The sequence below is a fragment of the Paenibacillus sp. ATY16 genome (genome assembly GCF_003399985.2).
Lineage (GTDB): Bacteria > Bacillota > Bacilli > Paenibacillales > Paenibacillaceae > Pristimantibacillus > Pristimantibacillus glycanilyticus.
On the sequence record NZ_NMOK02000023.1, the window covers coordinates 68,425 to 94,298 of the forward strand.

Annotated in this window: 18 protein-coding genes; 4 read left to right on the forward strand and 14 right to left on the reverse strand. The window is 49.8% G+C overall.

Annotation, left to right across the window (positions count from 1 at the left end; genetic code table 11):
• Positions 1-35 precede the first annotated feature (35 nt).
• Positions 36-2,855, reverse strand: a complete 2,820-nt coding sequence (locus tag CFI03_RS13180; protein ID WP_248757570.1) for a GxGYxYP domain-containing protein — start codon at positions 2,853-2,855, stop codon at positions 36-38.
• A 323-nt stretch (positions 2,856-3,178) separates the two neighbouring features.
• Between CFI03_RS13180 and CFI03_RS13185 the strand changes: the two genes are divergently transcribed.
• Complete coding sequence (locus CFI03_RS13185) at positions 3,179-4,687, forward strand: cobyric acid synthase (protein WP_248757571.1); 1,509 nt, start codon at positions 3,179-3,181, stop codon at positions 4,685-4,687.
• A gap of 70 nt (positions 4,688-4,757) precedes the next feature.
• Here the strand turns inward: CFI03_RS13185 and CFI03_RS13190 are convergent, their stop codons facing one another.
• The 7 genes from CFI03_RS13190 to CFI03_RS13220 form a co-directional block, all read right to left on the reverse strand.
• A complete protein-coding gene (locus CFI03_RS13190) occupies positions 4,758-6,563 on the reverse strand; it encodes an ABC transporter ATP-binding protein (protein WP_248757572.1) in 1,806 nt (601 codons plus the stop codon).
• Positions 6,556-8,385: an ABC transporter ATP-binding protein gene (locus tag CFI03_RS13195; protein WP_248757573.1), complete on the reverse strand. Its 1,830-nt coding sequence runs from the start codon at positions 8,383-8,385 to the stop codon at positions 6,556-6,558. Before CFI03_RS13195 ends, CFI03_RS13190 begins: the two co-directional genes overlap by 8 nt.
• 260 nt (positions 8,386-8,645) lie before the next feature.
• Entirely contained in the window at positions 8,646-9,635 is a 990-nt protein-coding gene (gene pdxA, locus CFI03_RS13200; RefSeq protein ID WP_248757574.1) for a 4-hydroxythreonine-4-phosphate dehydrogenase PdxA, read from the reverse strand.
• A gap of 2 nt (positions 9,636-9,637) precedes the next feature.
• The gene (locus CFI03_RS31325; protein WP_248757575.1) at positions 9,638-10,939 is read right to left on the reverse strand and encodes a four-carbon acid sugar kinase family protein; all 1,302 of its coding nucleotides are present in this window, start codon (positions 10,937-10,939) and stop codon (positions 9,638-9,640) included.
• Positions 10,940-10,957: 18 nt separating this feature from the next.
• Positions 10,958-11,911: a 2-keto-3-deoxygluconate permease gene (locus tag CFI03_RS13210; RefSeq protein ID WP_201000904.1), complete on the reverse strand. Its 954-nt coding sequence runs from the start codon at positions 11,909-11,911 to the stop codon at positions 10,958-10,960.
• Positions 11,912-12,019: 108 nt separating this feature from the next.
• Positions 12,020-13,873 (reverse strand): sigma-54-dependent Fis family transcriptional regulator, encoded by a 1,854-nt coding sequence (locus tag CFI03_RS13215; protein ID WP_248757576.1) that lies wholly within the window; start codon positions 13,871-13,873, stop codon positions 12,020-12,022.
• 121 nt (positions 13,874-13,994) lie between these two features.
• The gene (locus CFI03_RS13220) at positions 13,995-14,966 is read right to left on the reverse strand and encodes an AraC family transcriptional regulator (protein ID WP_248757577.1); all 972 of its coding nucleotides are present in this window, start codon (positions 14,964-14,966) and stop codon (positions 13,995-13,997) included.
• 182 nt (positions 14,967-15,148) lie between these two features.
• Here CFI03_RS13220 and CFI03_RS13225 point away from each other — a divergent pair, with 182 nt between their 5' ends.
• Positions 15,149-16,558 carry an MFS transporter gene (locus CFI03_RS13225; protein WP_248757578.1) on the forward strand — a complete coding sequence of 470 codons (1,410 nt, stop codon included), beginning with the start codon at positions 15,149-15,151 and terminating at the stop codon, positions 16,556-16,558.
• 54 nt (positions 16,559-16,612) lie between these two features.
• Here CFI03_RS13225 and CFI03_RS13230 read toward each other — a convergent pair whose 3' ends face one another.
• Entirely contained in the window at positions 16,613-16,840 is a 228-nt protein-coding gene (locus tag CFI03_RS13230; protein WP_127493240.1) for an alpha/beta-type small acid-soluble spore protein, read from the reverse strand.
• A 99-nt stretch (positions 16,841-16,939) separates the two neighbouring features.
• Positions 16,940-18,877, reverse strand: a complete 1,938-nt coding sequence (locus CFI03_RS13235; RefSeq protein ID WP_248757844.1) for a glycoside hydrolase family 127 protein — start codon at positions 18,875-18,877, stop codon at positions 16,940-16,942.
• Between the two features lie 151 nt (positions 18,878-19,028).
• On the opposite strand from CFI03_RS13235, the gene CFI03_RS13240 reads away from it, so the two are divergent.
• The gene (locus tag CFI03_RS13240; protein WP_248757579.1) at positions 19,029-19,856 is read left to right on the forward strand and encodes a helix-turn-helix domain-containing protein; all 828 of its coding nucleotides are present in this window, start codon (positions 19,029-19,031) and stop codon (positions 19,854-19,856) included.
• Between the two features lie 28 nt (positions 19,857-19,884).
• On the opposite strand, the gene CFI03_RS13245 is transcribed toward CFI03_RS13240, so the two are convergent.
• Positions 19,885-20,484: a hypothetical protein gene (locus tag CFI03_RS13245; protein ID WP_248757580.1), complete on the reverse strand. Its 600-nt coding sequence runs from the start codon at positions 20,482-20,484 to the stop codon at positions 19,885-19,887.
• A gap of 675 nt (positions 20,485-21,159) precedes the next feature.
• Here CFI03_RS13245 and CFI03_RS13250 point away from each other — a divergent pair.
• Positions 21,160-21,750 (forward strand): YjgB family protein, encoded by a 591-nt coding sequence (locus CFI03_RS13250; protein ID WP_248757581.1) that lies wholly within the window; start codon positions 21,160-21,162, stop codon positions 21,748-21,750.
• A gap of 66 nt (positions 21,751-21,816) precedes the next feature.
• Here CFI03_RS13250 and CFI03_RS13255 read toward each other — a convergent pair whose 3' ends face one another.
• From CFI03_RS13255 to CFI03_RS13265, 3 genes are all read right to left on the reverse strand, one after another.
• Positions 21,817-22,497 (reverse strand): protein kinase family protein, encoded by a 681-nt coding sequence (locus CFI03_RS13255; RefSeq protein WP_248757582.1) that lies wholly within the window; start codon positions 22,495-22,497, stop codon positions 21,817-21,819.
• Positions 22,498-23,355: 858 nt separating this feature from the next.
• Positions 23,356-24,408 (reverse strand): AI-2E family transporter, encoded by a 1,053-nt coding sequence (locus CFI03_RS13260; RefSeq protein ID WP_248757583.1) that lies wholly within the window; start codon positions 24,406-24,408, stop codon positions 23,356-23,358.
• A gap of 198 nt (positions 24,409-24,606) precedes the next feature.
• The gene (locus CFI03_RS13265) at positions 24,607-25,788 is read right to left on the reverse strand and encodes a GNAT family N-acetyltransferase (protein WP_248757584.1); all 1,182 of its coding nucleotides are present in this window, start codon (positions 25,786-25,788) and stop codon (positions 24,607-24,609) included.
• Positions 25,789-25,874 lie beyond the last annotated feature (86 nt).

A 25,874-nucleotide genomic window follows, 5' to 3' on the forward strand; every position in this document is an offset into this window, starting at 1 on the left:
TGTTGATCATGCGTCCCTCTCCCTGTGGCCGAGCCCTAGTTAACCGTAATGCCATCCACCGTTATCGTTGCTTTATCCGCATACCAGACTCTATATTCGAGATTCTGGTTCAGCGTCTGGTTGAAGGACAACGCGAAATCCTGGTATTGATTCGCCGACGCGAACTGCTGCCGCGTAATCTTCGCTTGTTTCACGACGGTTTTTGTTGCCGCATCCCAAACATCGATAACAGCCACTACGTCTTTGTCGGTCGTGTTGTTATCGATTTTCATTCGATAAGCAATCGTATGCTTCCCCATTGGCACATTCGTATCATTCGGACCGTTCAGCATATATCCCGTTCCATCGAGCGATGGCGTAGCTTGCCAGCCATCTCCGCTGGCACGTCCCACTTCATGCCCGACCACAGCACCTTCCGCTTCATACTTGCCGATTCTTTTTGACACCGTCACCTTATCAATACTGATTGTCGCTTTATCCTTGTAATAAGCCTTGAATTCCAGGCTGCTACCGGACGGATTGTCGAAGGAAAGGTTGAAGTCCTGATACGCATTGTTAGCTTTGAACTGATTGCGGGACACATCAACCGAAGCAAGGGTATGCCCGGTTGCGTTATCGCGAACTTCAAGCGTAACGACGTTATCGTTGGTGCCCGCGTTGGAATCGATCTTCATTTTGAAGGTCGCCGTATTGCTGCCTGCAGGAATGGTATTGTCGGCATTGCCGGACAGCATGTAGCCTGCATCATCCGCGCTTACGCTAGCTGACCAGTCGCTGCCGCTCGCTGATCCTGTTTCATGCGAGAAGGCGGTTTCCGCTTCGTATTGCTTAACGACCGTAGACGGATCGATAGGCAGCTGGTTGTTTTCGCGCATTAATTGGAAATAAGTATCCGGTCTGACAAAAACGATATTGCTATTGCTGCTAAAGTTATTTACCGCATTGACGATCATCTGGTAATTAACATCCCACGGATTGGATTGGATGCTGACAAAACGAGGTGCCGTTCCATCCCAGCCTGCAATCGCGTGATTAATCTCGGAAATAATCGTTGCTTCGGAGTAACAATAAGTCGCGCTTAGCCCCTGCGTTGGCAGCGAATTGCCGTAGATCGTAATCGGACTGCCGGCGTTTTGGCCCGTTAAGCCTAACAAGGACGGCGCGTATTGGGCAAAGCTTTCCCCTACGTTCGGATTAATGCCGCCGGTAATGGTATTCCAGATAGTAGCTACCTTTAATCCCGCGCGATTCATGTAATCGTTCGATAAAGCAACAAATTTATTCAGATAGGTTTGATTCGCCCATGCATTCGGATAAGTATAGCCAAACCCGGACGGCCCTGCTATAAGCGCGTCATTTGGCGTAGCGGAATCATACAAATAATTCAACACGCCAGGCATCGCATCGAGCATAGCCGGCGATACCGTCCACCCAAGCGGTACGGCTCCGCGGTTAGGCGAATCCCAAATTTTCTTGAAGCGGTGTTCCATATACTGCAGGTTATCGCCGTCGCTCAAAATAAGCGAGACATAAATTTTGTTCTGAAGAGGCGGTTTATTCGGCACCGGCTTCACGTTGACCGTTCTCGAAGTACCGCCGAATACCGTCAGGTTGGAAGACCAGTCGCTGGCAATCGTTGAAATGCCATACTCGGAAGCGGCTTGAACGCCAATCGCTTCATCCGGCCACCAGCCCATGTACACCCCGCTGCCGGCAGGCATATCGGAGAAGAAGCTTTGCAGGAGGGTCTTCTCTGCCGGGACGGAAGGATTCAGCCAGATGACTGCCGCGCCGGTTGCCGTTGCATAATCGCGCAGCGCGCCTTTAATTCCGGGGCTTAATCCAATAATGAGATTATGGGACAGCGAGGACCAATAATGATCGTGCAAATATTGATAGACTTCAAGCTTTGTGCTGAAATCTCCGCGCAAATCATCTAGGATCGGCAGATTGTACGGCGCGGAAGTCAGCTTGCCGACCAAGCTTGGCGGCGCAACAATGGCTCCGGATTGCGCAGCGATTGTCGTAGCCAGGTTTAACGTATCGGGCAAGGCATCGTCATAAACGACGATTCCGTTAATCTCGCTGGCATATTTGGTAATTAAGGACCAGTTGTCCGCTACATCCGTATGTCCCAATCCCAAATCATTCAACCATTTATCTTTTCCGTCTTCGTTTCTCACGTTGTCATCATACGTATAGATTCTCGGCTGCGTTTTATTGACAAGTCCCTTGAGAGTTGTAAACAAGACCGTTTCATCCGATTTCCCTTGCTGTATGGAGCCTACGGCATCTACTTTGGTGTAAGCCCGGCCGTACCAATACACCCTGAATTCCAACTCATGTCCGGTGGTCGGGTTATTGTAGTTGAGCGTAAACCGCTCGTAAGTGCCTACCTTCGTCCATTGCTTCCGGGTAATGTCGCGGCTTGCCAATACCTGACCCGTCGTATTGTCTCTGACATCAACCGTAACAATGAGATCATCATTAGCCGTATTGTTATCAATAATCATATCGTAATAAGCCTGGTTATCTCCTGCCGGAATATCCTTAGCGTACGGTCCGTAAACCATATGCTTATTTGGAGCATCGATGGAGGTTTGCGCCAGCCAGCCATTGCTTTCCGGTCGACCGGTGCCATGGCCGATTCCGTTCCCTTCCGCCTCGTATCTATACTCCGTTACCACATTCATAACGTCGAGCGTAGAAGCCGGCGCCGAGAAAGACGGCAGGATCTGCTCGGAAGGCCAGCTTAATCCGGCTGCCTCCGCTTTGGGAAGCCCCACGAATGGAGAAGATGCAGCCATTATAACGGTTGCAAGCAAGACTGCACCAAATTTCTTATTCCATTTCATCTTTAGTCTCCTTTTTCCTCTTAAAATGATTGGGTTTAACTTTTATGCAAAAAGCCTTACCGGTTGCCGATTTCTTCCCTCCTACCACCTGCCTTCACCCTGACGTGAGAAGTACTGACCTAAAAACGCAAATAAGCACCCCACAATCATGCCAAATGTGCCTGAATATGTAAGCGCTTATCTCGTTGAAGATTATATCACCCATATTATATATATTCAATATATCTTATTCCATAATTCTTTCCCAACCTTTAGACATGGTTTATATTGAGAAACAAGACTAATTTCGATTTTAAGCAATCGCAATTGAAGGGGGTACAAGCTTGAAGCAGGCATCAACCATTATGGTGCAAGGCACGGCATCTGACGTAGGAAAAAGCGTGCTGACTACGGCATTATGCCGCATCTTCGTGCAAGACGGATGGAAAACAGCGCCTTTCAAATCGCAAAACATGGCGCTTAACTCCTATGTAACGCTTGACGGCAAGGAGATTGGCAGAGCGCAAGGCGTTCAAGCGGAAGCTTGCGGCATCGCGGCGACAACCGATATGAATCCGATCCTAATCAAGCCTACCGGAGAGATGAAGGCGCAGATCGTCGTACACGGCAAGCCGCTGGAAGAAATGAGCGCCTGGCGATACCGCGAGGAGTATATTCCTTTGGCCGAAGGCATTGTAAGAGACGCATTGGACCGCCTACGCGGGGAACATGATATTATCGTGCTGGAAGGCGCGGGAAGCCCTGCCGAGATTAATCTGAAGGACCGGGATATCGTCAATATGCGCATGGCCAAATGGGCCGATGCCCCTGTCGTGCTGGTTGCGGATATTGATCGCGGCGGCGTCTTCGCTTCCATTGTCGGAACGATGGAGCTATTGGAAGAAGACGAGCGAAGCCGGGTAAAAGGATTTATTATCAATAAATTTCGAGGCGACATCAGTCTGCTGCAATCCGGACTGGACTGGCTCGAAGAACGTACGGGAATTCCCGTGTTAGGGGTTATCCCCTATATGCCAAGGCTCGATATTGAAGCGGAGGATTCGGTTGTGCTGGAGAAGCGGACGGAGCAATCCGGGACTGGAGACTTGGATGTCGCGGTCATTCGGCTGCCCCGCATTTCGAATTTCACCGACTTTGATCCGCTGGAGGCCGAGCCGGATGTCCTGGTCCGTTATGTTGAGAGCATAGATCAATTAGGGCAACCGGACGTTATCCTTATTCCGGGCTCGAAGAACACGATGGAAGACCTTCTCTTTCTGAAGAAAACCGGGCTCGCGGAAGCCATCGCCAATCATGCCGCAAGCGGTTGTTATGTCGCCGGGATATGCGGAGGCTACCAGATGCTTGGACAAAAGCTATACGATCCGCATCAAGTCGAATCCTCAATCGGCGAATCGGAAGGATTAGGGTTTCTACCGCTCTCTACAACCTTTTATACCCATAAACGAACGGAACGAGTCAACGGCAATGTTTCCTGCGGGCATTCCGCTTGGACTGATTTGCATGGTCTTGCCATTGAAGGTTACGAGATTCATATGGGGCAGACCACTCCCCTCGCGCCGGTTCTACCCCTTTTGTCCATTAACGGACAGGACGAGGGCAGCATTTCGGATGAAGGCCGAATTTTCGGCACGTATGTACACGGCATTTTTCATAACGACGCCTTCCGTCGGCAATACCTGAATAAAGTACGCGCACGAAAAAATCTGGCTCCAATCGAAGAGATACTCCCCTTCCGCAGCAGACAGCTTGAAGCCTTTGACCGGCTGGCCGGGCATGTCCGCGCTCATTTGGATATGGAGAAGGTTTATAGCATTTTACATAAGCAATAACCATAAGAAAAGCCTCAAAAGCAATCCGTGCTGCGGATGTGCGCTTGAGGCTTTTAACTTATCCGTATGATCAAGCCGACAGGTAATGCCCTGCCTGAAGCCGGAACAGCTTGGCATAGCTGCCATCCAGCTGCATCAGCTCTTCGTGGCTGCCGGATTCGATGATCTCCCCGCGTTCCATCATATAAATACGGTCAGCTAGACGGGTTGTGGACAGCCGGTGAGAGATAAAGATCACCGTCTTATCCTCCGCGGCCTCCAGCATCGCCCGGTTCAAATTGTATTCGCTAATCGGATCAAGAGCGCTGGAAGGCTCATCGAGAATGAGGACAGAGCAAGGCTTGGCGAATGCCCTGGCGATTGCGATCTTTTGCGCTTCACCGCCGGAGAAGATCTGCCCTTTGTCCGAAAACTCCCTTGTCAGTTCCGTATTCAGACCCTGATTCAGACTGCTCAAACGGCCGGCAAAATCCGCTTTCCGCAGCGCTTCAATGATGACGTTCTGACGCTCCGTATCCTCGTCTCCCACCCGATCCATCCATACGTTCTCCGCGAGACTAGCCGCAAACAGCTGAAAATCTTGAAACGCTACCCCGAACTGGCCGCGATAGTCCTCCGAACGGTAATCCCGAATGCTTCGCCCATCGTAACGGATATCGCCATCGCTCGCGTCGTACAGCCTTAACAGCAGCTTGATCAGCGTAGACTTGCCTGCGCCGTTATAACCAACGATTGCGATTTTCTCTCTCGGCCGAATGCACATATGTATGCCTCGAAGCGTCGGCGCATCGTTATTGCCGTAGGTGAAGCTGACGTTGGACAACCGTATTTCTTTCGGCAAACGCGGCATTTCGCATGGCTGCAGCGGCTCCTCCATTTGCGGCTTATCGTTAAGAAAAGAGCGCAGCTGCCGGATATAAAGGTTATTTTTCTGAAACTTCGTCACCGTGTCAATCAGATTATTGAGACTCCACCCTAGCGTCCATACGCCGTTCGTTACAGCCGCAAACGTGCCGTAGGTAATCGAGTGCTGCACAATAACCTGATAAGCCGTAATGGCAAAATAAATGCCGTCCATAAGCAGCGTGCGGAATACAAAGCCGTTCAATATCCGCAGCAGGATTAAACGGGGTGCGTATTTGCGGACAACCTGCTGCATCGCCGTATTCGCTCCGCGGTAATCTTCCATGAGCGGCGCCGCGATTCGGCTCGTGCGAAGCTCCTTCGCGTAATCGGGCAGATAGAATACCCGGCTGGTATAATTCTTTTTCCGTTCCAGCGGCTTTAATTCCAGCTCGCTTTTAAACTCTGCTTTATTGGATAGAATCGTAATCCCGAATCTCGCCGCAAGTCCGATAATAACAACAGCAACGCCTAAAGGATTCAAGACCAGCAAGGTCCCGGCGATTCCCGCTACGGTAATCGTGCTTTTAAGCAGCTCGGCAGTCTGACCAAGCACATCGGCCGCTTTGCCTTCCGTCTGCGACGCCGCCCACACGAATTGATTATAATACTCGGGGTCGTTGTACCTTGCGTAATCCATTCGGATGGCTTTCCCGTACAATTCCGTCTGCATCGCTTTGTTCAGCTTCTGAAGCTGGAAGGGCGCAAACATTTCGTAAACGTAACCGGCCGCAGTCTGAATGGCTGCCCCGTAGATCAAATAACCTCCCGCGGCAAGCAGAACGGGGACGACCGAATGATGAACCGTTACCGCGTCAACGACAAGCTTGATGAGCAGGACGCCCCACATGACATCAAACAATCCGAACAACGCCTGCATGATCAGATGGACGACTGCATACAGCGGTACGATCCGGAACACGTACCTCAGCATAAAAAGATTATTGCGAAGAACGTCTCCCCGCTTAGCCATACTGAGCGGCCTCCTCCCTGTAATGCTCCGCCTGCTTGCGGAACATATCCGCGTATTTCCCGTTTACAGCCATTAACTCCTTATGGGTGCCGGTCTCTACGATTCTGCCCTCTTCCAGCATGAAGATCCGGTCGGCAAGCGCGGCGGAAGATAGCCGGTGCGAGATAAAGATAATGGTACGGTCCGCCGATGCTTGCAGCAGCAGCTCGAACATATAGGCTTCCGCCGCCGGATCAAGCGCGCTTGACGGTTCATCGAGAATAGCGATCCGGCTATTATCCGCGAATAATCGGCTGATCGCAATCTTTTGAATCTCGCCACCGGAGAGAACTAGTCCCTTGTCATCAAATTCCCTCGTCATGACGGAAATGACCGAGCCGCCCATGCTTTCAATTTTTTGATAGACGCCTACCTTGTCCAATACCTCAGCCGCCTGCGCATATTCATGCTGGGATGCTCTGCGCATAAAAACATTGTCCGCAAGCGGCATCGCGATCACCTTGCAATCCTGGAATACGGTTCCGAACAGCTCCCGATATTCGCTAAGACGATAGGTTTTAATGTCCGCGCCGTTTAAGCGAACGACGCCTTCCGTTGGATCATAGAGCCGCATCATCAGCTTGATCAGCGTGGATTTGCCCGCTCCGTTATGGCCAACCAGCGCGATCTTCTCGCCGGGCTTCACCAGAAGATCAATGCCGCTCAGGATTGGCTGCGACTGTCCGTCATAAGCAAAGCCGACCTGCTGAAGCTCCAGGCTTGGCTTTCCGGCGTCCGGAGCCACACCGTCTTGGCTCTGCGGAATAACCGGCTCATAACGCAGAAATTCCTTCACATTCTCAATATAAATGCCGTTTTCCTGCAAATTGGTGAAGAAGCCGGACACGGTAGCCATCGAGTGGCTTAAATTATTAATCGCATTCAGCAGGACGATAAACTGAAACGCCTTGATTTTCTGAAGGACAAGCACGCTATATCCCGCATACAGCATCGCAAGGGGATACGGAGCAACTCTGCCCAGGACATCGTCAAGCGCCCTGTATTTAGCGACCTGCCTGCCCAAGGTCAGGAAGTTGCCGCGCATGATGCCAACAGCCTTCCCGTAACGGTCCAGCATCACCCGAAATAAATTCGAAAGTCTGAGTTCCTTCGCATAGCTCTCCAGATAAGCAATCCGGTTTACGTATTTGCCGACCCTGACGGACGGCGTGTTGGCTTTGTTCAATTCATATAAAGCGCGGTTGCGGCGGACCGTGATCGTAAGCTTGGTTACGGCCGGAAGAATAATAAAGACAATGGCAATCGGATCCAGATAAATAACCGTGATTAACAGCATGATAAATGAAGCAAGCGCCCCCACGAAATTCGTCAGATTGTCCAGAACGCTGGCCATGCGGGTGTCCGCTTCCAGCCCCGCCCGCGTATATTTGTCGTAAAATTCCGTATTTTCATAGCAGGCTAGCTCAACCTCCGCGGCTTTTTCGAACAAGATCCGGTTGAGCTCTTGCGAGATCATGAGATCGCACACCGGCTTGTAACGCTTTTCGAACCATTCGGAGACGACTGACAGAACGAAATACGTTGCGATCATGGCGCATATAAAAGCCAATACATAACGATATGGCGTCCCGTTCTCCACCGCACCAAACACATACCCGATAAATAATATGGCATACAGATAATCCATTCCGTAGTTTAGAACAGCGAGTATAAATTGCAGGATTACCCGGCGGGGCGCCGTGCGGTAAGCGATTCCCAAGAAATACATATTGTTGTTCCAGTACATTCGAAATTGCCGGTAAACCGATTCTTTACTAGACATTGGATTCCCCTGCCTCTTCTTTCTGACTTCTTGCCTCTTGAATGACCCCGATTCCCTATGCTTTCGCAACCGATGAACGGGCAATCAATCCCCCTCTTTGCTTTCACTGCTCCAGATCCCAATATATTACAATACATTTGACATGTCAAAATAAAATTATCTATATCTTTTATAACAAATTATTTTATTTGTTTTATCCTAAGCAACAAAAAAAAAGGGACATCGACTGATGTCCCTTTTATATGCATTAATATAATCGATTAACGCTTTGGCGCAAGCTCTACCGCTTGGCGGAGCGCTTCCTTGATGCTTTGGTCATCCGCGATGCCTTTGCCCGCAATATCGAAAGCCGTTCCGTGATCGACGCTCGTGCGGATAATCGGCAGGCCGACGGTAATGTTAACGCCTGCTTCGAGGCCTAACACCTTTACCGGACCATGTCCCTGATCGTGGTACATGGCGACAACGATATCAAAGTCGCCGCGCGTCGTACGGAAGAATAACGTGTCCGCGGGGAGCGGACCTTGCGCGTTTATGCCTTCCCGCTGCGCCCGCTCGACGCCTGGAATAACCTTCTCTTCTTCCTCCCCGTAGCCGAACAGCCCATTTTCTCCGGCATGCGGATTAATGCCGCAAACCGCGATGCGTGGCTCCGCGTAGCCGGCTTTCCGAAGCGTTTCATGAGCCATTTGGATCACCTTGTAGACGCGTTCCGGCTCGATCATTCTTACGGCATCAATGATGCCTACGTGCGTGGTTACGTGAATGACCTTCAGCTTTGGAGCGGAGAGCATCATCGCAAAATCCTGCGTCCCCGTCAAATCGGCCAGAATCTCCGTATGACCCGGATAAATATGGCCGCCCTTGTGGAGTGCTTCTTTGTTCAGCGGCGCCGTGCAGATACCGTCGATCAGCCCTTCGTTTGCCAGCTCAATGGCGGTCTTCAAGTACATAAACGCGGCATGCCCCGCTTCCGGAGACACTTGTCCAAACGGAAGGTCGGCGGGCAGCAGATTGAGATCAAGGCAATCCACCGTACCGTATTCGTATTGCGCTTCCGAGACGGAAGCAATAGGGCGAATCTTGAGCTCGCTGTTCACGACACCCGCCGCACGTTCCAATATTTTCGCATCGCCAATGACAAACGGATTGCAGCTCTCATACAGAGCCGAATCGCCAAGAGCCTTCATAATAATCTCGGGGCCGACGCCTGCGCCATCTCCCATTGTGATCCCAATAATCGCTTTCATTGTTATTCCCCTCTTCCTTCTCGTATATGCTGCATGGCATGCCATAACGATCCTTTACGCCCGAAGGCCCCTGCTTTCGTAATAGCCGGCAATCGGGAACCGCCAACCAAGGTGCCGAACGGGATACCCGGCTCCACCTCATGATGAAGCTCAAAGCCGCTGACGCCTAAATATCTGCAGACGGCTTTGGCCGTATCGCCACCGGTGAGCACGAGACCTTGTACGGAGCTGCCCGCAGCAACCCGGCTTGTTATTTGGCCAAGCGTATCCGCGATCCGGTTGGAGACATCCGAGGAATCCAGTCCAAGTGCCGCTCCCTTTTCCTTGGCGGCGCGGACTTGCTCCGGAGAAGAACCGGCGTGAAGCGAAATGTCTTTCCCCGCTGCAATAGCAAGCTGCAGCTCTGCCGTACACCTTGCTATTTCTCGCTCTTGTTCTTCAGCGGGTCCGATGGCCGCCAGAGGATCCACCTCCAAAGCGGCAACATTGGCCTGCCGGTTAACCTCCGCAACCTGTTCCCGGGTAATGGCCGATATACTTCCCGCTACGAGAATGACGGCACCCGTCGCAGATTGTTTTTCGTATCGTCCAGCGGTCTTGGGCGGATCCGGCGTAATCAGGAATTCCGCCAAACCGGCCGAACCTCCCCACAATACGCTTGCTTGAAATACCGGCATAAGCGCGGCAATAACGGCGAGATCGTCATCCGTCTCCGCGTCGAACACAAACAGCTTTACGGCTTGACGAAATTGTTCTTCGATAAATTGACGAACCGCCTCCGGACCTTCGCGTAACAAAGCAAGCTCTACATTCGCGCTAGCAAGGCTGGATTGCTTTTGCAAAATATGGGCGACACGGGAATCCGGTACAGGAGTCTTCGGATCTCTCGCCATCTCGGTTTCGTGAATCGGCGTACCGTTCAAGTAATGGATTCCCCCTACGGTCGTCCGGCCGATTCTTGGAAAGGCAGGCGCAATAAATGCGGCTTGGAAGCTATAGCTGTCCATAACCCCGCGTATTTCCTGCCCCAGATTCCCTCTGAGCGTAGAGTCCATTTTTTTGTAAATAAAGCTAAAGCCTTTTTCTTTGAGCGCCGCGGCTGCACTAGCCGCCCGCTCATAAGCAAGCTCTCCGGGTATCGAGCGGCTGTCCGTGTCGATGACGATCACATCCAGCTCCGAATGGTCATCGGGAATGGACGACCAATCGAACAGCACCTGCGTCTTTAGGCCGTTCCGGGCAAATTGAACGCCGGAGTCCGATGCGCCGGTTAAATCATCTGCAATAATCGATATCTGTTTCACGTTGCATCCTCCGTCGTTTTATTTGCTTCTAGCTTCCAGACGCTTAGCCCACCATGCGGTCACAATCGGCGTAAGGATGGCCGTCACAATAACGCTCGAAGCAACAAGCGCGGTTGCCGAAGGAACGAGCGGTACATAAATCGCGTTTGCGGCGGCAACGGCCGCCGGTACGCCTGCGGCATTGCCCGCGGTAGTAGCTGCGGCCAAGCCGGCTACGCCATTGCCGCCCGTAAGCCGGTCGGTCCCCATCAGCGCCAAGCCTGTAATGATAACAACCGCAACGCCTAGCAGCACGCCAAGCGCGCCTGCTTTCCACACATTGCCCAGATTCAGCCCGGCACCAAGCGCAAAGGCAAAGAACGGAACGAGGACCGGCACCCCTTTAGAGAGGAACTCGCGGAGCTCTTTATCCAAATTGCCGAGAATCATGCCGACTACCAGCGGAAGGATTGCGCCTACAAGCGTTTGCCACGGGAACGCGGCGAGGCCGGCTGCGCCAAGCGTAATCATGGTCAGGAACGGGCCGGACTCGAGGCTCATGATCGAATATGCGCCTACATCTTCCTTGCGTCCGAACTGCCCCATCAGCGCCATATACAGACCGCCGTTTGTATCATTCATGGCCGCGACGATAGCCAGAACGGAAAGCCCGGCGAAGAAACCGTTATCAATCATGCCATTGCCAAGAAATTTACCGGCGATAAAACCAACCAGCATCGCAATGCCGATTTTGGTGATCAATAAGGTACCGCCTTTTTTCACGATGTAAGGCGTTGCTTTAAAGTCGATGGTCGATCCCATGCAGACATAAAAGACAGCCAGCATGGGAAGCGATCCGGTCATCAATGCGCCCGTAAAGGAACCAAAATAAGTCGAAATCGTTGGAAAAGCCGTATTTATGATAGCTCCAATCAATAATGGGACGATCATCATACCGCCAGGGATTTTTTCGATGCTCGCTTTAATCTTCACAAGTAGTCCCCCTAAGACGCATTTTTGTTTCAAATTGAAACAGTAAATTCAATTTGTAAGCGCTACAATGCTAATTATAAAGCGAGCTAATGGGATGGGCAACCTTAATTACGTTTCATTATTAAACGTTTTGTTCATTTTTCTCCAAAAGGTTGTCCGGTTCATTCCGAGCCTCTTGCAGGTTCTGGATTGATTCATTCCTTCCTCTTGAAGGACGTAAGTAATGATCCGGCGCTCGATTTCCTCCAGCGTTCCCCGCAGGTCTATCGTGGTAGACACCGTATCCGCATCGGCAATCAAGGACTCTTTATATTGTTCTATAACAGTCACCGCATCCTTCTTCTCTACATGATTGCCCTGGGTCAGGACAAGCATTTCGTGAATGGCGCGCTCCAGCTCGCGTAAATTTCCCGGCCAATCGTATTGCAACAACTCATCGAGAGCGGCTTCGCGGAAACCGACGATCTGCTTGCCGGATTGAAAATTATAATTCGCAATTATGACCCTGATGATCTCATCAATGTCCTCCATCCGTTCCTTTAACGGAGGAACCGCTAATTGAAGCTCGCCTAAAGCGGCGATTAGCTCATGATTGTAGTCCGCCTTCCCCTTCAGGCGGGTTAGGCTTGTTGAGGAAGAGGCAATAAACCGGATTTGCGGGTACCGGCGTATGGCTTGCAGCCATTGATCCTGCGCTTCGCGGTCCAGCCTGTCCACATTGTTCAGATAGATCGTTCCGCCGAAACCGGTCTCGGGCAAGCCAAGCTCCTCCGCCGTTCCTTTCAGCAGAAGATCGGTTTCCTGCCCCGTCATCCCTTCGCACGGAATCATATAGAAGCCTTGCGCATGGCGCCTGCTCGCCGAATGGATCGCTTGGGCGAACAGCGATTTGCCGGTTCCCCTCTCCCCGGAAATCCAAAGATTTCGGTCGCTTAGTGCATACTTTTGCGCCTTCGCAATCGTTTTATTCAACATTACGCTGGAGCCTACCATTTGATTAAACGTAGTGAGCCTTGGCGGAATATAAGCGGCGAATCTTCGCTCGTTGCGCCAATTCTCGATCGAGTCCAGGGAAACCAGATAACGGAAGCTCCCTTCCTTGCGGCGCTCGCTCACGCTGACCTTGTATTGCTGCTCGTTCAAATAAAGAAACTGCTTTGTCCATTTGGCAGTACTGTCCGCCTCCTCCGCTCCGCTTATCAGCTTATAAAGCGCGGGTAACGAGTATTGGATGCTGCTTCCTGACAAAGCGTCCGCATCCCCGCTGCCGCTGCTGGCGAGCAGTTCTCCCGCCGTCTGGTTCATGAACAGAATCCGATGACGATCATCAAGCGCGATAATCGCTCTTGTATCCTGGTCCAGGATATCCCGGTAGAACATCGTCTGCTCCCGGCCTTGCCGGTACACATCGTATACGCGCCTAACCTCCCGGAACATATCGCCGACCGATTCTTTGCCGGAGGTAATAAGAATGCCGTGATAGCCCATCTCCTGCGCTGCCCGGACCGTAACGGCATCCCCCAGCACGATCTGAACCTTATCGCCAAATGCCTGCCGCAGAGCGCCGCGCACCTCGGTCTGGTCGCTGATCTGGATAATCGGAATTTCAAAATCCAGCAGGCTGGACACCTCCGCAACCGCCTTGCATATATTCGGGAAGCCGATTATGGCTACCTTGGAATTCGTTCGGCGGATAAGCGTCAGCACCCGCAAAATATCGTAGCCGGATACCGGAATGTCCACGACCGGCAGAGAGGAATGCTTGCGGATCAGGTTTGCCGTACCGCCGCGGCTGATAATAATGTCATAGCCCTTTTCCTCGGCTTGCTGAATAAGCGGGAGAGCTTCTTCCAAATCCGCTACTTCCACATCCATCCGAATCATTGTTTCTTCCTGCACCATTTCCAACAGTAAATCCCGCAAACCTACATACGGAGCTATAGCCAGCACTTTTATTTTCATGATGACACCTCGTTTTTCGTTTCAGTTTGAAACACCATGACAGCATTATAATATACGAGCGGCCAAAACGGAAAAACGGAGCCCGCTTGCCGCGCGGCTCCGTTTCTGTCCGTTATTTTTCTTAAATAGGATCCTCGAATTCCGCGCCGCCCGACGCTTTGCGAAGCGTCTTGATATCCTGAAGGGGAGGCTGGCCGAACAGTCTTCGGTATTCCCGGTTGAACTGCGACGGGCTTTCATAGCCTACCGTCAGCGCGGCTGTAGTTGCCCCTACGGGACCGCTAAGCATCAGGCGCCGCGCTTCCTGCAGACGCAGCTGCTTCTGATATTGCAAAGGCCCCATTGTAGTGATGGCTTTAAATTTATGATGAAGCCCGGACGTGCTCATATTGCATGATTTCGCCAGCTCCTCCACCGTAAAGGAGTAGGTGTAGTTCTCCTGGATCCAGTGAATCGCCTTCGCTACCCCATCCGCCCGTTGGTCGAACAGTACCTTCTGCATAAACAAATGTCCGAAATCGCCCGATAGCAGGTTGAATATCATTTCCTTCTTCAACAGCTCGGACAGAAACCGGGCTTCTTTCGGCTTGTCGATTAACTTCAGCAGCCGGTAAAAGATGTCCAGCAGATTGGCATCCGATTTGCCGATAAAGGCCGCGGAAGTTAAATCTTTTTCTTTTGGCTCCGCAAGGATCTCAGCCTCCACGACGACGGAAGCAATCTCCTGCGTCGTGAAATCGACGCGCAGTCCGATATAAGGCTGCTCTTCGGTTGCTCCGACAACCTGGCCAAATGCAGGGATATCCAGCAGCGATGCAACGTAATCCCCCGCGCAGTAATGAAAGATATCCTGCCCGAGATACAGCTTCTTCTCCCCTTGGAGAATCAGACAAAAAGAAGGTGTCAACACGCCTGGACACGGCACCGTATCATGACTGCGTTTGACGATGGACAGGAAAGGTACGATCGTTGTATTCCGCCCTTCCACGAGCGTCATCCGTTCTGTCATCGCAATAAGCTGATCCAGCGTTTTCTTATAAATCGAAATACTTTTCCCTCCCGCTGACCGGGAATCCATGGTTTGCTCCGGCATATCCGATATCCCTCCCGCCTTGATCCTGATTATATAAGCATTCTTGACGATTGGAAAGTAAAAGAACAATTGAATTGCAGCTTTAGGCAACTTTTAAGCAGGAACGATCTACTTCGAATCGCCGATTCCATTCATAATAGCTTTCAGGAACACTAACACGGGAACAAGAAAGGAACGTGAACATGCATCAATCCAAATGGATTATTCTCACGATTATTATCGCGTGCCAGCTAATCGTTGTGCTTGACGCGTCCGTCATGGTAACGGCCATTCCGCAAATCGGAAGGACGCTTCACATGTCGACAACCAGCTTGACTTGGGTTCATAACAGCTACATTCTCGCCTTCGGCGGTTTCTTGCTGCTTGGTGCCCGGGCAGGAGATCTCCTGGGGCGAAGACGAATGCTAGGCATCGGAATCGGGTTGTTCTCTTTGACCTCATTCTTTGCAGGCATAGCGCCAACGGCTGAATTCCTGCTTATCTCGCGGGCTCTGCAAGGCTTTGCCGCCGCACTCGCCACGCCTGCCGCGCTTGCCTTGCTGTCGGCTACCTTTGTGGAAGCGAAGGAACGCTCCCGGGCGATTTCCATGTACAGCGCCGTATCCGCCGCAGGGGGAAGCATCGGCCTCATTCTTGGCGGATTCTTCACCGATTTTGTCTCCTGGCGCTTCGGTATGTTTATTAATGTACCCATCGGAATTGTTTTGCTGTACCTGGTTTACAAGTTTATTCAGCCGACTAGCAATCGTGCCGGCCGCTTTGATATAGGCGGCGCCCTTACTTCCGTTATCGGCATGACATCGTTGGTCTACGGTTTGGTTCAAGCGGCGGATTACGGCTGGGGTAACCCCGCAACTTGGATTCCGCTTTCGGCCGGAGTTGTCCTGCTGGCGGTATTTGTTCTTATTGAAACCCGGGCGGCTGAGCCGATTATCCCGCTGCGATTATTTGCGAACCGCCAGCGTTCCGGGGCGTACTTGGGAAGATTTCTGATGGTTGGCGGGAACTTCTCCCTCTTTTTCTTTATCCCGCAATATTTGCAAAATGCCCTGGGATTCAGCTCCTTTGAAGCAGGTCTGGCCTTCCTGCCGTTTACCGTTGCTCAGTTCGGAATGATGTACATTATCCCGGGACTGGTTCGGCGATATGGCAATATCAAAGTACTGTCTGCCGGGTTAATCATTGCGATTATCGGTACGCTTCTGTTAAGCCGGATGGTCTCCGCTCAGACGCCGTTCTTTCCGGATCTATTTATCCTTCTCGCTATCATGGGCATCGGTGCCGGAATGGTCTTTCAGCCGCTTACGGCAATGGGACTGACCGGTGTGCAGCCGCAAGACAGCGGCGCGGCTTCGGGTCTGGTCAATGTCGCCCATCAAAGCGGTGCTTCCTTGGGCCTTGCGGTTCTCATTACGGTGTTTAATACCTCGATCCGCGCGGAACACCCTTCCGTATCGGAGTTTGCGCATGCGGTCTCGAACTCCATATTGGGATCCGTCTTCTTTATCGTATCGGCCTTGCTGGTGACGTTTATCTGCTTTGCATCCGTTCGGCAGATGACCCGCAAACGGGCTCTGCAAGCCAATAAATAAGAACAGCAAAAAGGCTGCCTATCAAGTAGGCAGCCTTTTTTGGCTTCGTATTTACTAACGACGGAAGTTAGTGGATGCACCGCCAAGGCTTTGCTCAGCGATTTCAACCAAACGGCGAGTAATCGATCCGCCGATTTTTCCGGCATTATAAGTAGTAATATCACCATTGTAACCATCACGCGATAAGGAAATACCGAGCTCTGAAGCCACTTCGAATTTGATTTGATCCAAAGCTTGCGCTGCTTGTGGTACCACTAAAGTATTGCTGTTGCTTCTAGACATTGAAAAGCCCTCCTAATGTGTTGGTTTGTGATGTAATTTTTGGTGCTGAAATTAATTTCTCCAGCTACCACCACATTATGCAAGGTAACGAAAAACTTTTTAATAGCGGAGCCATACGTTCATTTCGCCAGGCTCACGGTTGCCCCACAGATAGTAAGGAATTGCTTTGAAACGGACGGATTCCCTATGCTTGGTTAGCGGCTGATAAGGCTGACCTTCCACCCAGCCGGAATTGTCGATAACAACTCCGTTGCCTTCCACTACGACGCAGCCTCCAAGCAGTTCCGAAGCTTTGCTTGCCGATAGTTCCGGCACTTCCGCAAGCGATAGAGATGCCAGCGGTTTGCCGTTATCCGCTTCCTCTACGCAGTAGACAAGCGGTCCGCGTTGAATGGCGGTTTTACCGGCATCCGCGCGGATTAACGGATTCGCGGCAATCAGCTGCGTCTCGATTGGCAGCAGCCATTCCACCAGATCACCGTCCTGCCATACGCGGTATACGGTGGCGTAACCTTTATCCACATGGTAACGGACCGATTCTCCGTTTATTTTCAATACCGGCTCTTTCGAAGAGAACCAGTTCGGAATACGAAGCGCAAGCATAAACGGAACATCGCCTTTATCTTCTTGCAGATATATCTTAAATACAACCTGGCCGTTCCACGGGAGCTCCGATTTCTGGTTCATTACGATTTTCCGGCCTCCCGTCTCGAATGCTACTTCGCTTCCGATAAACAGATGGACACGGACGGTTGAGCCGTCCTCCGGCACATCGTAAATGTACTCGTCGAGCGAGCCTAGCAGACGGGCTACGTTAGGCGGGCAGCAGGAGCACCCGAACCATTTTTGCCTAACCGGCTTCACATGGAATTTATCCGGACTCTTGGCGCTTGCTTCCGGCCATACCTCAAGCGGATTCACATAGAAGAAATGCTTGCCGTCCTTCGCCATGCTTCCGAGCACGTTATTGTACAAGGCCCGCTCCATCACGTCCGCGTACTCGCTCTTGGCCTCCAGCTGAAGCATCCGCCGTGCCCAGAAGATAAGGCCGATCGACGCGCAGGTCTCCGCGTAGACAATATCGTTCGGAAGATCGTGGTCGAATGTAAAAGCTTCTCCGAGATGCGTCGCGCCAATCCCCCCGGTGATGTACATTTGCTTGCCGGTCGTATTCGCCCACAGCCGCTCGCATGCTTCGCGGAGCTTGACGTCACCGGTTAAGCGGGCAAGATCCGCCATGGCTGTATACAGGTATACCGCCCGAACGGCATGTCCGACGGCAACCGGCTGCTCCCGAACCGGAAGATGGCTTTGGTACACCTCGAGATTAGGCTCCCCTTGCGCCCAGATCGTTGTCCGGCCGCGTCGTTCCCATTCCTCCAGGAAATAATTCGGCTTGCTGCCGCGTTCGTCGATAAAGTACAAGCTCAGGTTCAGATACCGTTCTTCTCCCGTAGCTTGATACAGCTTCACTAAGGCCAGTTCAACCTCCGGATGGCCGCAATAAGCCTGCATTTGTCCCGGTTCCTTACCAAACAAGCTTGCGATAAGGTCGGCAAAGCGGCAGGAAATGTCGAGCAGCTTGCGCTTGCCCGTTGCCCGATAATAAGCAACAGCCGCTTCGAACAAATGACCCGCGCAGTACAGCTCATGCGCTTCATACAGGTTGGACCACTCTTTGCCGGGCTCTTGAATCGTGAAATACGTATTTAGATATCCGTTCTCATGCTGGGCTTGTCCAATCAGCTCGATCGCTTCATCCGCAATCTTTTCCAGCTCAGGATCGGGCTGACGTTCTATCGAATAAGCAACGGCCTCCAGCCATTTGTAGAGATCGCTGTCCTGAAAAATCCATCCGCCGAACTCGCCCTTCTCTAGGCCCGCCGCAATCCGGAAATTGCGGATCGAATAGCTGGGCTCCGCGTCTTGGATGCGGTCGTTCAATGCCTCCCACTGATAAGGGATGACCGTTGTTCGTACTAGCTCTGTATATTCATTCCAAAAATCATCCTTGATGCTGATCTGCGTGTCCTTCATCATAATCCTCCTTCAGATGACTGCCTAGTCGTTAAAAACGATAAAAATTGACTCCATGTAAGTTCGAGTATATGCTTTATTCGTCTGCATCAATAGGAATGGATTGAACTTTTTCTTATACAAAATGACACAGTAAGGAGGTGAATCGCATTTGAGCTTCGTAGAACTGCAAACCCCGCCCCTCCCTTATTACTGGGAGTCCGGCCGCTCCGAGTTCCGAGCGGGAGAACGGCATCCCAATCGAAGAAACTTCGGCCTATTTGACTTGATTGTTGTGGCTGAAGGGGAGTTGTTTATCGGGGAGAACGGTCAGGAATGGTCGCTAGGCAAAGGGGATACCTTGCTTTTGCTGCCTGACGGAGAACACTATTCGGTGAAGCCATGCGAGCAGCATACCGTCTTTTACTGGGTGCATTTCGAGCATCTGATCTGGCAATCGCATGCCAAGGAAGGAGCGATGGCGCAATCTTTCTTGAATCCCCACCTCATTCGGATTCCGAAGCATATTGCCCTGAATGATCCCGGGAATGCCTTCAAGCTGATGAGTCAGCTGCTGAATCTGACCGTCGGGGATTCCTTCTGGGAGGAACAAAGCTTGCTGGCCCGGCTTCTCTCGATGCTCGAGAGCGAAAGCTTAAACAAAACCATCACGCCGGCTACGCGTCTCGCGGAAAAAGCCGCCTTTTATCTGCAGCAGAATTTCCAGAAAGACATTACAAACGAGCTGCTAGCCGAAGAACTGCACTTTCATCCCAATTACATCGTCCGCTGCATGAAGAAGCGATACGGCATGACGCCTAGCCACTACTTGCTCGAATTCCGGCTGGACCGGGCGAAGAAGCTGCTCGTTTCCTCCGAGTGGTCGATTGAACGAATTGCCGAAGAGGTTGGCTTCCGGTATGCCCCTTATTTCACGGCCTGCTTCAAGCGCAGGGAAGGCATCTCTCCGCTTCGCTACCGTAAATCGGTTCAGCAATAGAAAAGCTCAAACAAAAAAAGCCGATAAGTTATCGGCTTTCTCTGTGCTTGAGCAAATTGATTATTCGTTCATAGTCATAAATGTTATAGGTTTTAAAAGCTAATTTATGTATTCCGCCGCTCTCCGTAAATGAAAAGATAACATAATCTTCATCCCTCTCGAAATCTGCCGAAAGACTATTCTTGCTGATCTCCTTAATGAGCACGGCTTCAGACTCCGCCTGAAATAACGATTTTTTCATGACTCGAACTTCGGTATCCGTAAATACAAAGAATCCTCTAAAACGCACATCGTCTATTAGAATCGTCAGATCCTTAATTTTGGTGTCGGAGGCTTCAGCGATCTTCTCCTGTATGCTGCTGGAGGAAGTTGGCTGGAACAGCGACAGGATTCCGGATTGAACCGGTTGATTTGCATCAAATTTATTCACTAGCTTTTGCAGCAGATTAACGATTTCTGATAAGCCTATAAAGATAAAGCCTGCCGTAACACCCGACAGCCACCAATATAGAGCAATGGTCATATGAAAGCCATCAGGAGCATCCCCGAAAACTAAGCCTTCAATAAACCCAATAACAAGTAGCAGTATTCCGATACCCATCAAGCATGTAGAAATATTGTTTCTCATTTGTCTATGACTCCTTGTTAGGTAAAAATTTTCCTATTGGCATCATAGCAAAATTTAGTAGATTGGACTAGTTATTTCTTCCCCAGCCATCTAATCGACGATATTTCTTGCCTTTTCAATACACTCTTTTAACTTCTTTATTAAACCAATGAATATAACCGCAACGATCACAGATTAATATATTTGCTGATCGGTTAGCAAAATCGAGATTAAGGAAACTCATAAAAGCCGTGTTTAATTGCGCGTAACTTTTTTCGAATTTATTATAATGGCAATGCACGCAAAGGACAGTGATTCCATTAGCGCTATATTCGCCTGGTCCCTTGACTTCCTTCAGATTTTTGGCAAACAACTTAAGAAAACTCTTCGCCCCAGCTATAATCGTTCATCCTCTCATGCAATTCTTCAATTCTTCCGAGCTATTAATGCTCCTACAGTTCCAACTACTAACGTCACGACTATAAGGACGATATGGAATAACGTTTCTTCGAATTCATGGACACTATGTATTGTGTATAAGGTTAAAAGAATTGTACCACATAATGAAATCTCCTCCCCCTTTCGAGGTAATTATTTACATCGAATATTGCTTGCAACAATTTTGAATGTACATGCGTCAAAGCTAATGCAACTTGAACGGGGAACTTATCCCGACATCCCGAGGAGGTAAATCAAATGAAATTTTATAAATCCATGAAAAATATCGCAGTGGCTTCAGTGCTCGCCGGAACGTTAGCATTGTCTGCCACAGGAGCTGTCCCATCGCATGCTGCCGCTGCTCAAAGTACCGCTGCTGTCGACGATCATGCAAAAGCCTATGAGACGCTGATGAGTTTCTATAAGCCGGCTCTTAATGGTCAATTCCCTAATTTCCACGGTTTTACGATTGGTTCGACTACGCACCAGTCGGTTATCAAAGCTATTGGTGAAGCTGAATCTCCGGCTAAGGATTCCGATGGCTTTGATGTATATCATGCCGAGATGGGCCATCCTGGATATGCGATCAGCTATAAGCTGGGCAAAATCAAAGAAATGCGTTACTTCGGAACAAATGTGGAACGGCAGACTAACCTCGGAGGAATCACCGTTAAAATGCTGGTACAACACTGGGGCACTCCAAATGAGTCCGTCCTGATTAAGTCGGGCAAAACCGTACAAAAGAAAATAACCTATGTTCGCGGTAAATACCAGCTCGAATTCATCTTTGACGGTACAAGCGGAACGGGCTTAAACCATATTAATCTTGTGAACAAAACGATTAAATAAACATTACTCTATTAAGAAATAAAGGCAGATGGTCCGCTTAAGACCATCTGCCCTTTTACAACTGCCCTATTTGCGTTTTCCCAAAAAAAGTTGACTCACCCGTTTAGAGAAATCTTCTATCCCGAAACTTGCCGTATCAATCCGGTTATACCAATTCGTTATCGTTTCCAATATCCATAAAGGGATCTGTACTCCGCTAATCATAGGATAAAAATGTTTATATGACCATACTAAGTGTTCCCACCGGTTATCGTTTCCGTCTTTGCTATATTCCGATACATCGAGAACTTTTCCTCTTCCGTCCTGCAAAAGTACATTTTTAAGATGAATATCTCTTGGGTTCATCCCTTGGCTGCGAATAAACTCCCGGGCATTTTCGACGTCCTGTATCACCTGCTCTGAAACAGGGATCCCTTGTAAAAGACAATCATAGAGAGTAACTCCTTGTTCAAAACTTAAGACCAGATAGTTGGAGCCGGCACCATAACAATGGGGAAAATAGGGGGAGCCTTGCAAGCGTTCATAAATGCTTGCTTCCACATTCTTCTTCTCTAATGACTGAGCGGTATATACTTTATATGCGTAATTAGGGGTGTCAGAATGATAAAAGACCGCGGCATCCGTTCCTATGCCGATGCAACGCAAATCTTCCGAGAAGCCGACGACGGAAACCGGCTTGTTATTCTCATGTCCTACGACTTCAATGCTCTTTAATGCTTCCTCAACTTGGTTCCAGTCTTCACTCACAACAATCTTCTCCTTCTTGATTTGGCATTACATAAGTCGTGACTGCTTACAATTCGGAGGCATAAATAATAGCGGGCTTCGATCTGGTTAGGTTATCGAATAATAGTTTTACGTTTACCATGCGATAACTGTTTCAATTATCCTTCCATAAGAAAAAACCGACTGTGCAACATCCACTGCCGGCTCTCTAAAAAATCTCCTCCATCCATTCATCAACTATATAAAAGTTCACTCTGTTACTAGCTTTCCTCTAAAGATAAACTTGTTCTCGGAAAATATTTCGATACCGATACTTCCCAGCTTCGTACGACCGTTGTATGCCGTAAGCTTAATTATCGTTTTATATTTCCTAACCAGAGCTATCTTCCGAATAGATCTGTTTCCTCTCGTTGATTGTAACGTATCCATGTTATTTATATCTTCCATTTCCGTTCAAACTCCTAATCGTTTCTTGCCTTATTAATTTATAACGCCTATGATGCTAAAGCCAATAAACAATAAAAGCATCCCTGCGCTGAAAAACAGCGGGTGGAAGCTCCTTTCGTCCGTAACCCTAAAAGCCCTCTTAATACTGCCACCGCCTAAAGTAACGATTACGGCGGTCAGCAGGACAGCAGCTAAATGGGATAAGTGAATCCTTCCTACTACGATAAATACAACGGCGCTGCTGCATACTCCGGCTAAAAACCAATATATATTCTGCCTGTTTGGTCTCAATTAATCAACGCTCCTTACCCGAAAAATTTCTTGGACTATTAGCTAAAATATATACGCTTCCAGCGATTGGAATGTTACGTTGAACAGCTTTAAAAGAAAAAAAGACAGCTGGTCATCATGACCAACTGTCTCATAATGAGATTATAGATCCGATGATCGTCCGCTTTTCACCGGCTTTGTCTGCTCTTCCAACGAATCAGCCTGCTCCACCTTTAACACGTCCAGCATAAACATAAAGATTGGAATACCAATCAATAGCCCCCAGATGCCCATGTAATGCTCGGACAAAATAAGAATAAAGAACGTGTAAAACATCGGCAGATTTGTTTTGTGCGAATATAACCTTGGGTTCAAGAAGTACGTTTCGAGAGCATGAATGAGCAGTACCAGAACGATAACCCAAATGACGGTTTTAACTCCGCCAATCTGGTAGCCGATAATCCCAATAGGGACAAAGGAAACAACGACACCAGCAACCGGAATGAGGCTTATCAAAAATACCATAATGGTCAGCGCGAACAGGTACGGGAAGCCCATGATCCATAGACCGGCAATCGTAAGGGCGGTATTAAATACGGCAATCATCAGCTGTACTTCAAGCACCTTGCCGAAGGAAGCAATAAACTTGCCGCCAAAATAACGGAATTCAAGATACAGCCAGCCAATCGAGCTTTTGCTGAATTTTTCGGTAAAATTAACGATCTTACGCCGCTCCAAAAGGAAGAAATAGCTAAGCAGGATAACCAGCAAAATAATCTCGAGCCAGCCGCCAATCATCTTGGCATAAGCGAGCGCACTGTTCAAAAACGTTTTGTATTCGATTTTGTCGAGCGTATCCGCAACGACCTGAGCGATCTGATCGTTTTGCGCTGAACCTAGAAACTTTTGCACGTTGTTGACGATATCCACGATCTCGTTAATCAGCTTCGGCACGTAATTGACCAGACCGTAAACGAGGCCAAACACAAGCGCGACATACAAGACAGAGGTCACTACAACGGGCGATACCGGGATCACCCTGCGAATTTGCTTGGTTATAAAGCTCTGCAGCCGCATCATCACAAACGTGACCATAAACAGCAGCAGCAACAAATTCAGCATATCGCGGAGACTGTAGAGCAGAACTACGACCAGTAAAACAAACACAATTCTTTTGATAATCGGATGAGTGAAAAAGGTTCTGAGTGTTTCCAAAGATTTCCCCCGCAAAATTTAATTGATTTATAAAACGTTTATAATTAATAATACCTGTTTTATATATAAAACGCATCTTTTCTAATCTATATAAGGTGAAACGGTTATCTCCGTCTTTGGCGAAACGAGTAAAAAAATAAAGCTGCCGCAGCCGGCAGCTTTATTCATATAAACGAAACAGGTTGCTATTATGAAGCTTTACACAAAGCACAAGCCCGCTGTATACGGAAACGGAACCGGGAATAATTCCCGGTAGGCATCGGCTTCAGCAGGCAGCTGTATAGCATCCGTTCCGACACGATCGAATAGCAATCGAATCAGTTCTTCATCGCTTAATGTAGAGGAAGGCCGGCCTGCAGAGTCGGACAATTGCCAGCTGCCGTTATCCTTCCGGATCAAGCGAAGACCATTTGCGGTTTCTTGTTTCTCCAGCCATGGCGATAACTGGTCTATTAATGCCTCGCCGCTCAGAATTTGGACGGTACCCGGTTGCCCTTCCTCCGCAGAAGGAATCGCCGACAACCGTTCATGAATGGCTTTTTCATGCCACGGAATAGGAATCTCCAAGGATTGCAGGCCAATTCGGTTTACGGCTTCGGCGAATAATCTGACAACCTGCGCCGAATCTCCGGCATAATCGAGAACCGACCCGTTTAATTGCGTATCCGACGTAACGCCAATCACCGCAAAACCGACAACCTTCCCATCCGACTCCTGCACAAATACCCGTTGACTCATCCGCATCACGCTTGCGATGGCTTCCGCCTTGAGCAGCGTGCCGAATTCATTAATGCCCAGCTGATAACGTACCTGCCGAGTTTCAGCAGCCTCCTGCACGGCAAACAAATCTTCCGGCTGCATCTCCCGGATCTCGCCTTTTTCTTCCGATCCACCGAGCAAGGATTCTGCTTGCAGCGCATTCATGCGGTATTTGTTAATTCTCCCGAACAGCTTGCAGCCCGCCCGCGTGTATAAAGAACGGTCACCGGATACGAGCAGCAAGGAAGCCCCTGCAGCCCGCGTGAATTGCTGAACTTGCTCCAATAGCTGACTCGCGTACCCTTTGCCTCTTGCAGACGGTTCCGTACAGACCGAACCAAGCGAGGCTACGCGCAGCGCTGCCTCGCCAATCCGGATCGTCCATAGGACAACGCCCATAAACGATACCAATTTACCATCTTCTTCAAATGCGCCGTAGGATAAGTGCAACGCCGCATCGGAGAAGAGAAACGGGAACAATTGGCCCATGGACGTCTGATTGCCGTCCCGGAATGTCGCATCCGACAAGCGGACAGCTTCTTGCATTTCAGCGCCTGTCAATCTTCGGATCTGCACCATTTCCATTCCTCCGATTTCTTCAACATCCTGTTTGTTTGCCATGCTTCTTTCTTAAATTCTCTGTAACTTTGGTAAGAACTTCCGCGTCAAACTTCTTCGCCGTTGCATACAGCAATTCCTTCACTCGC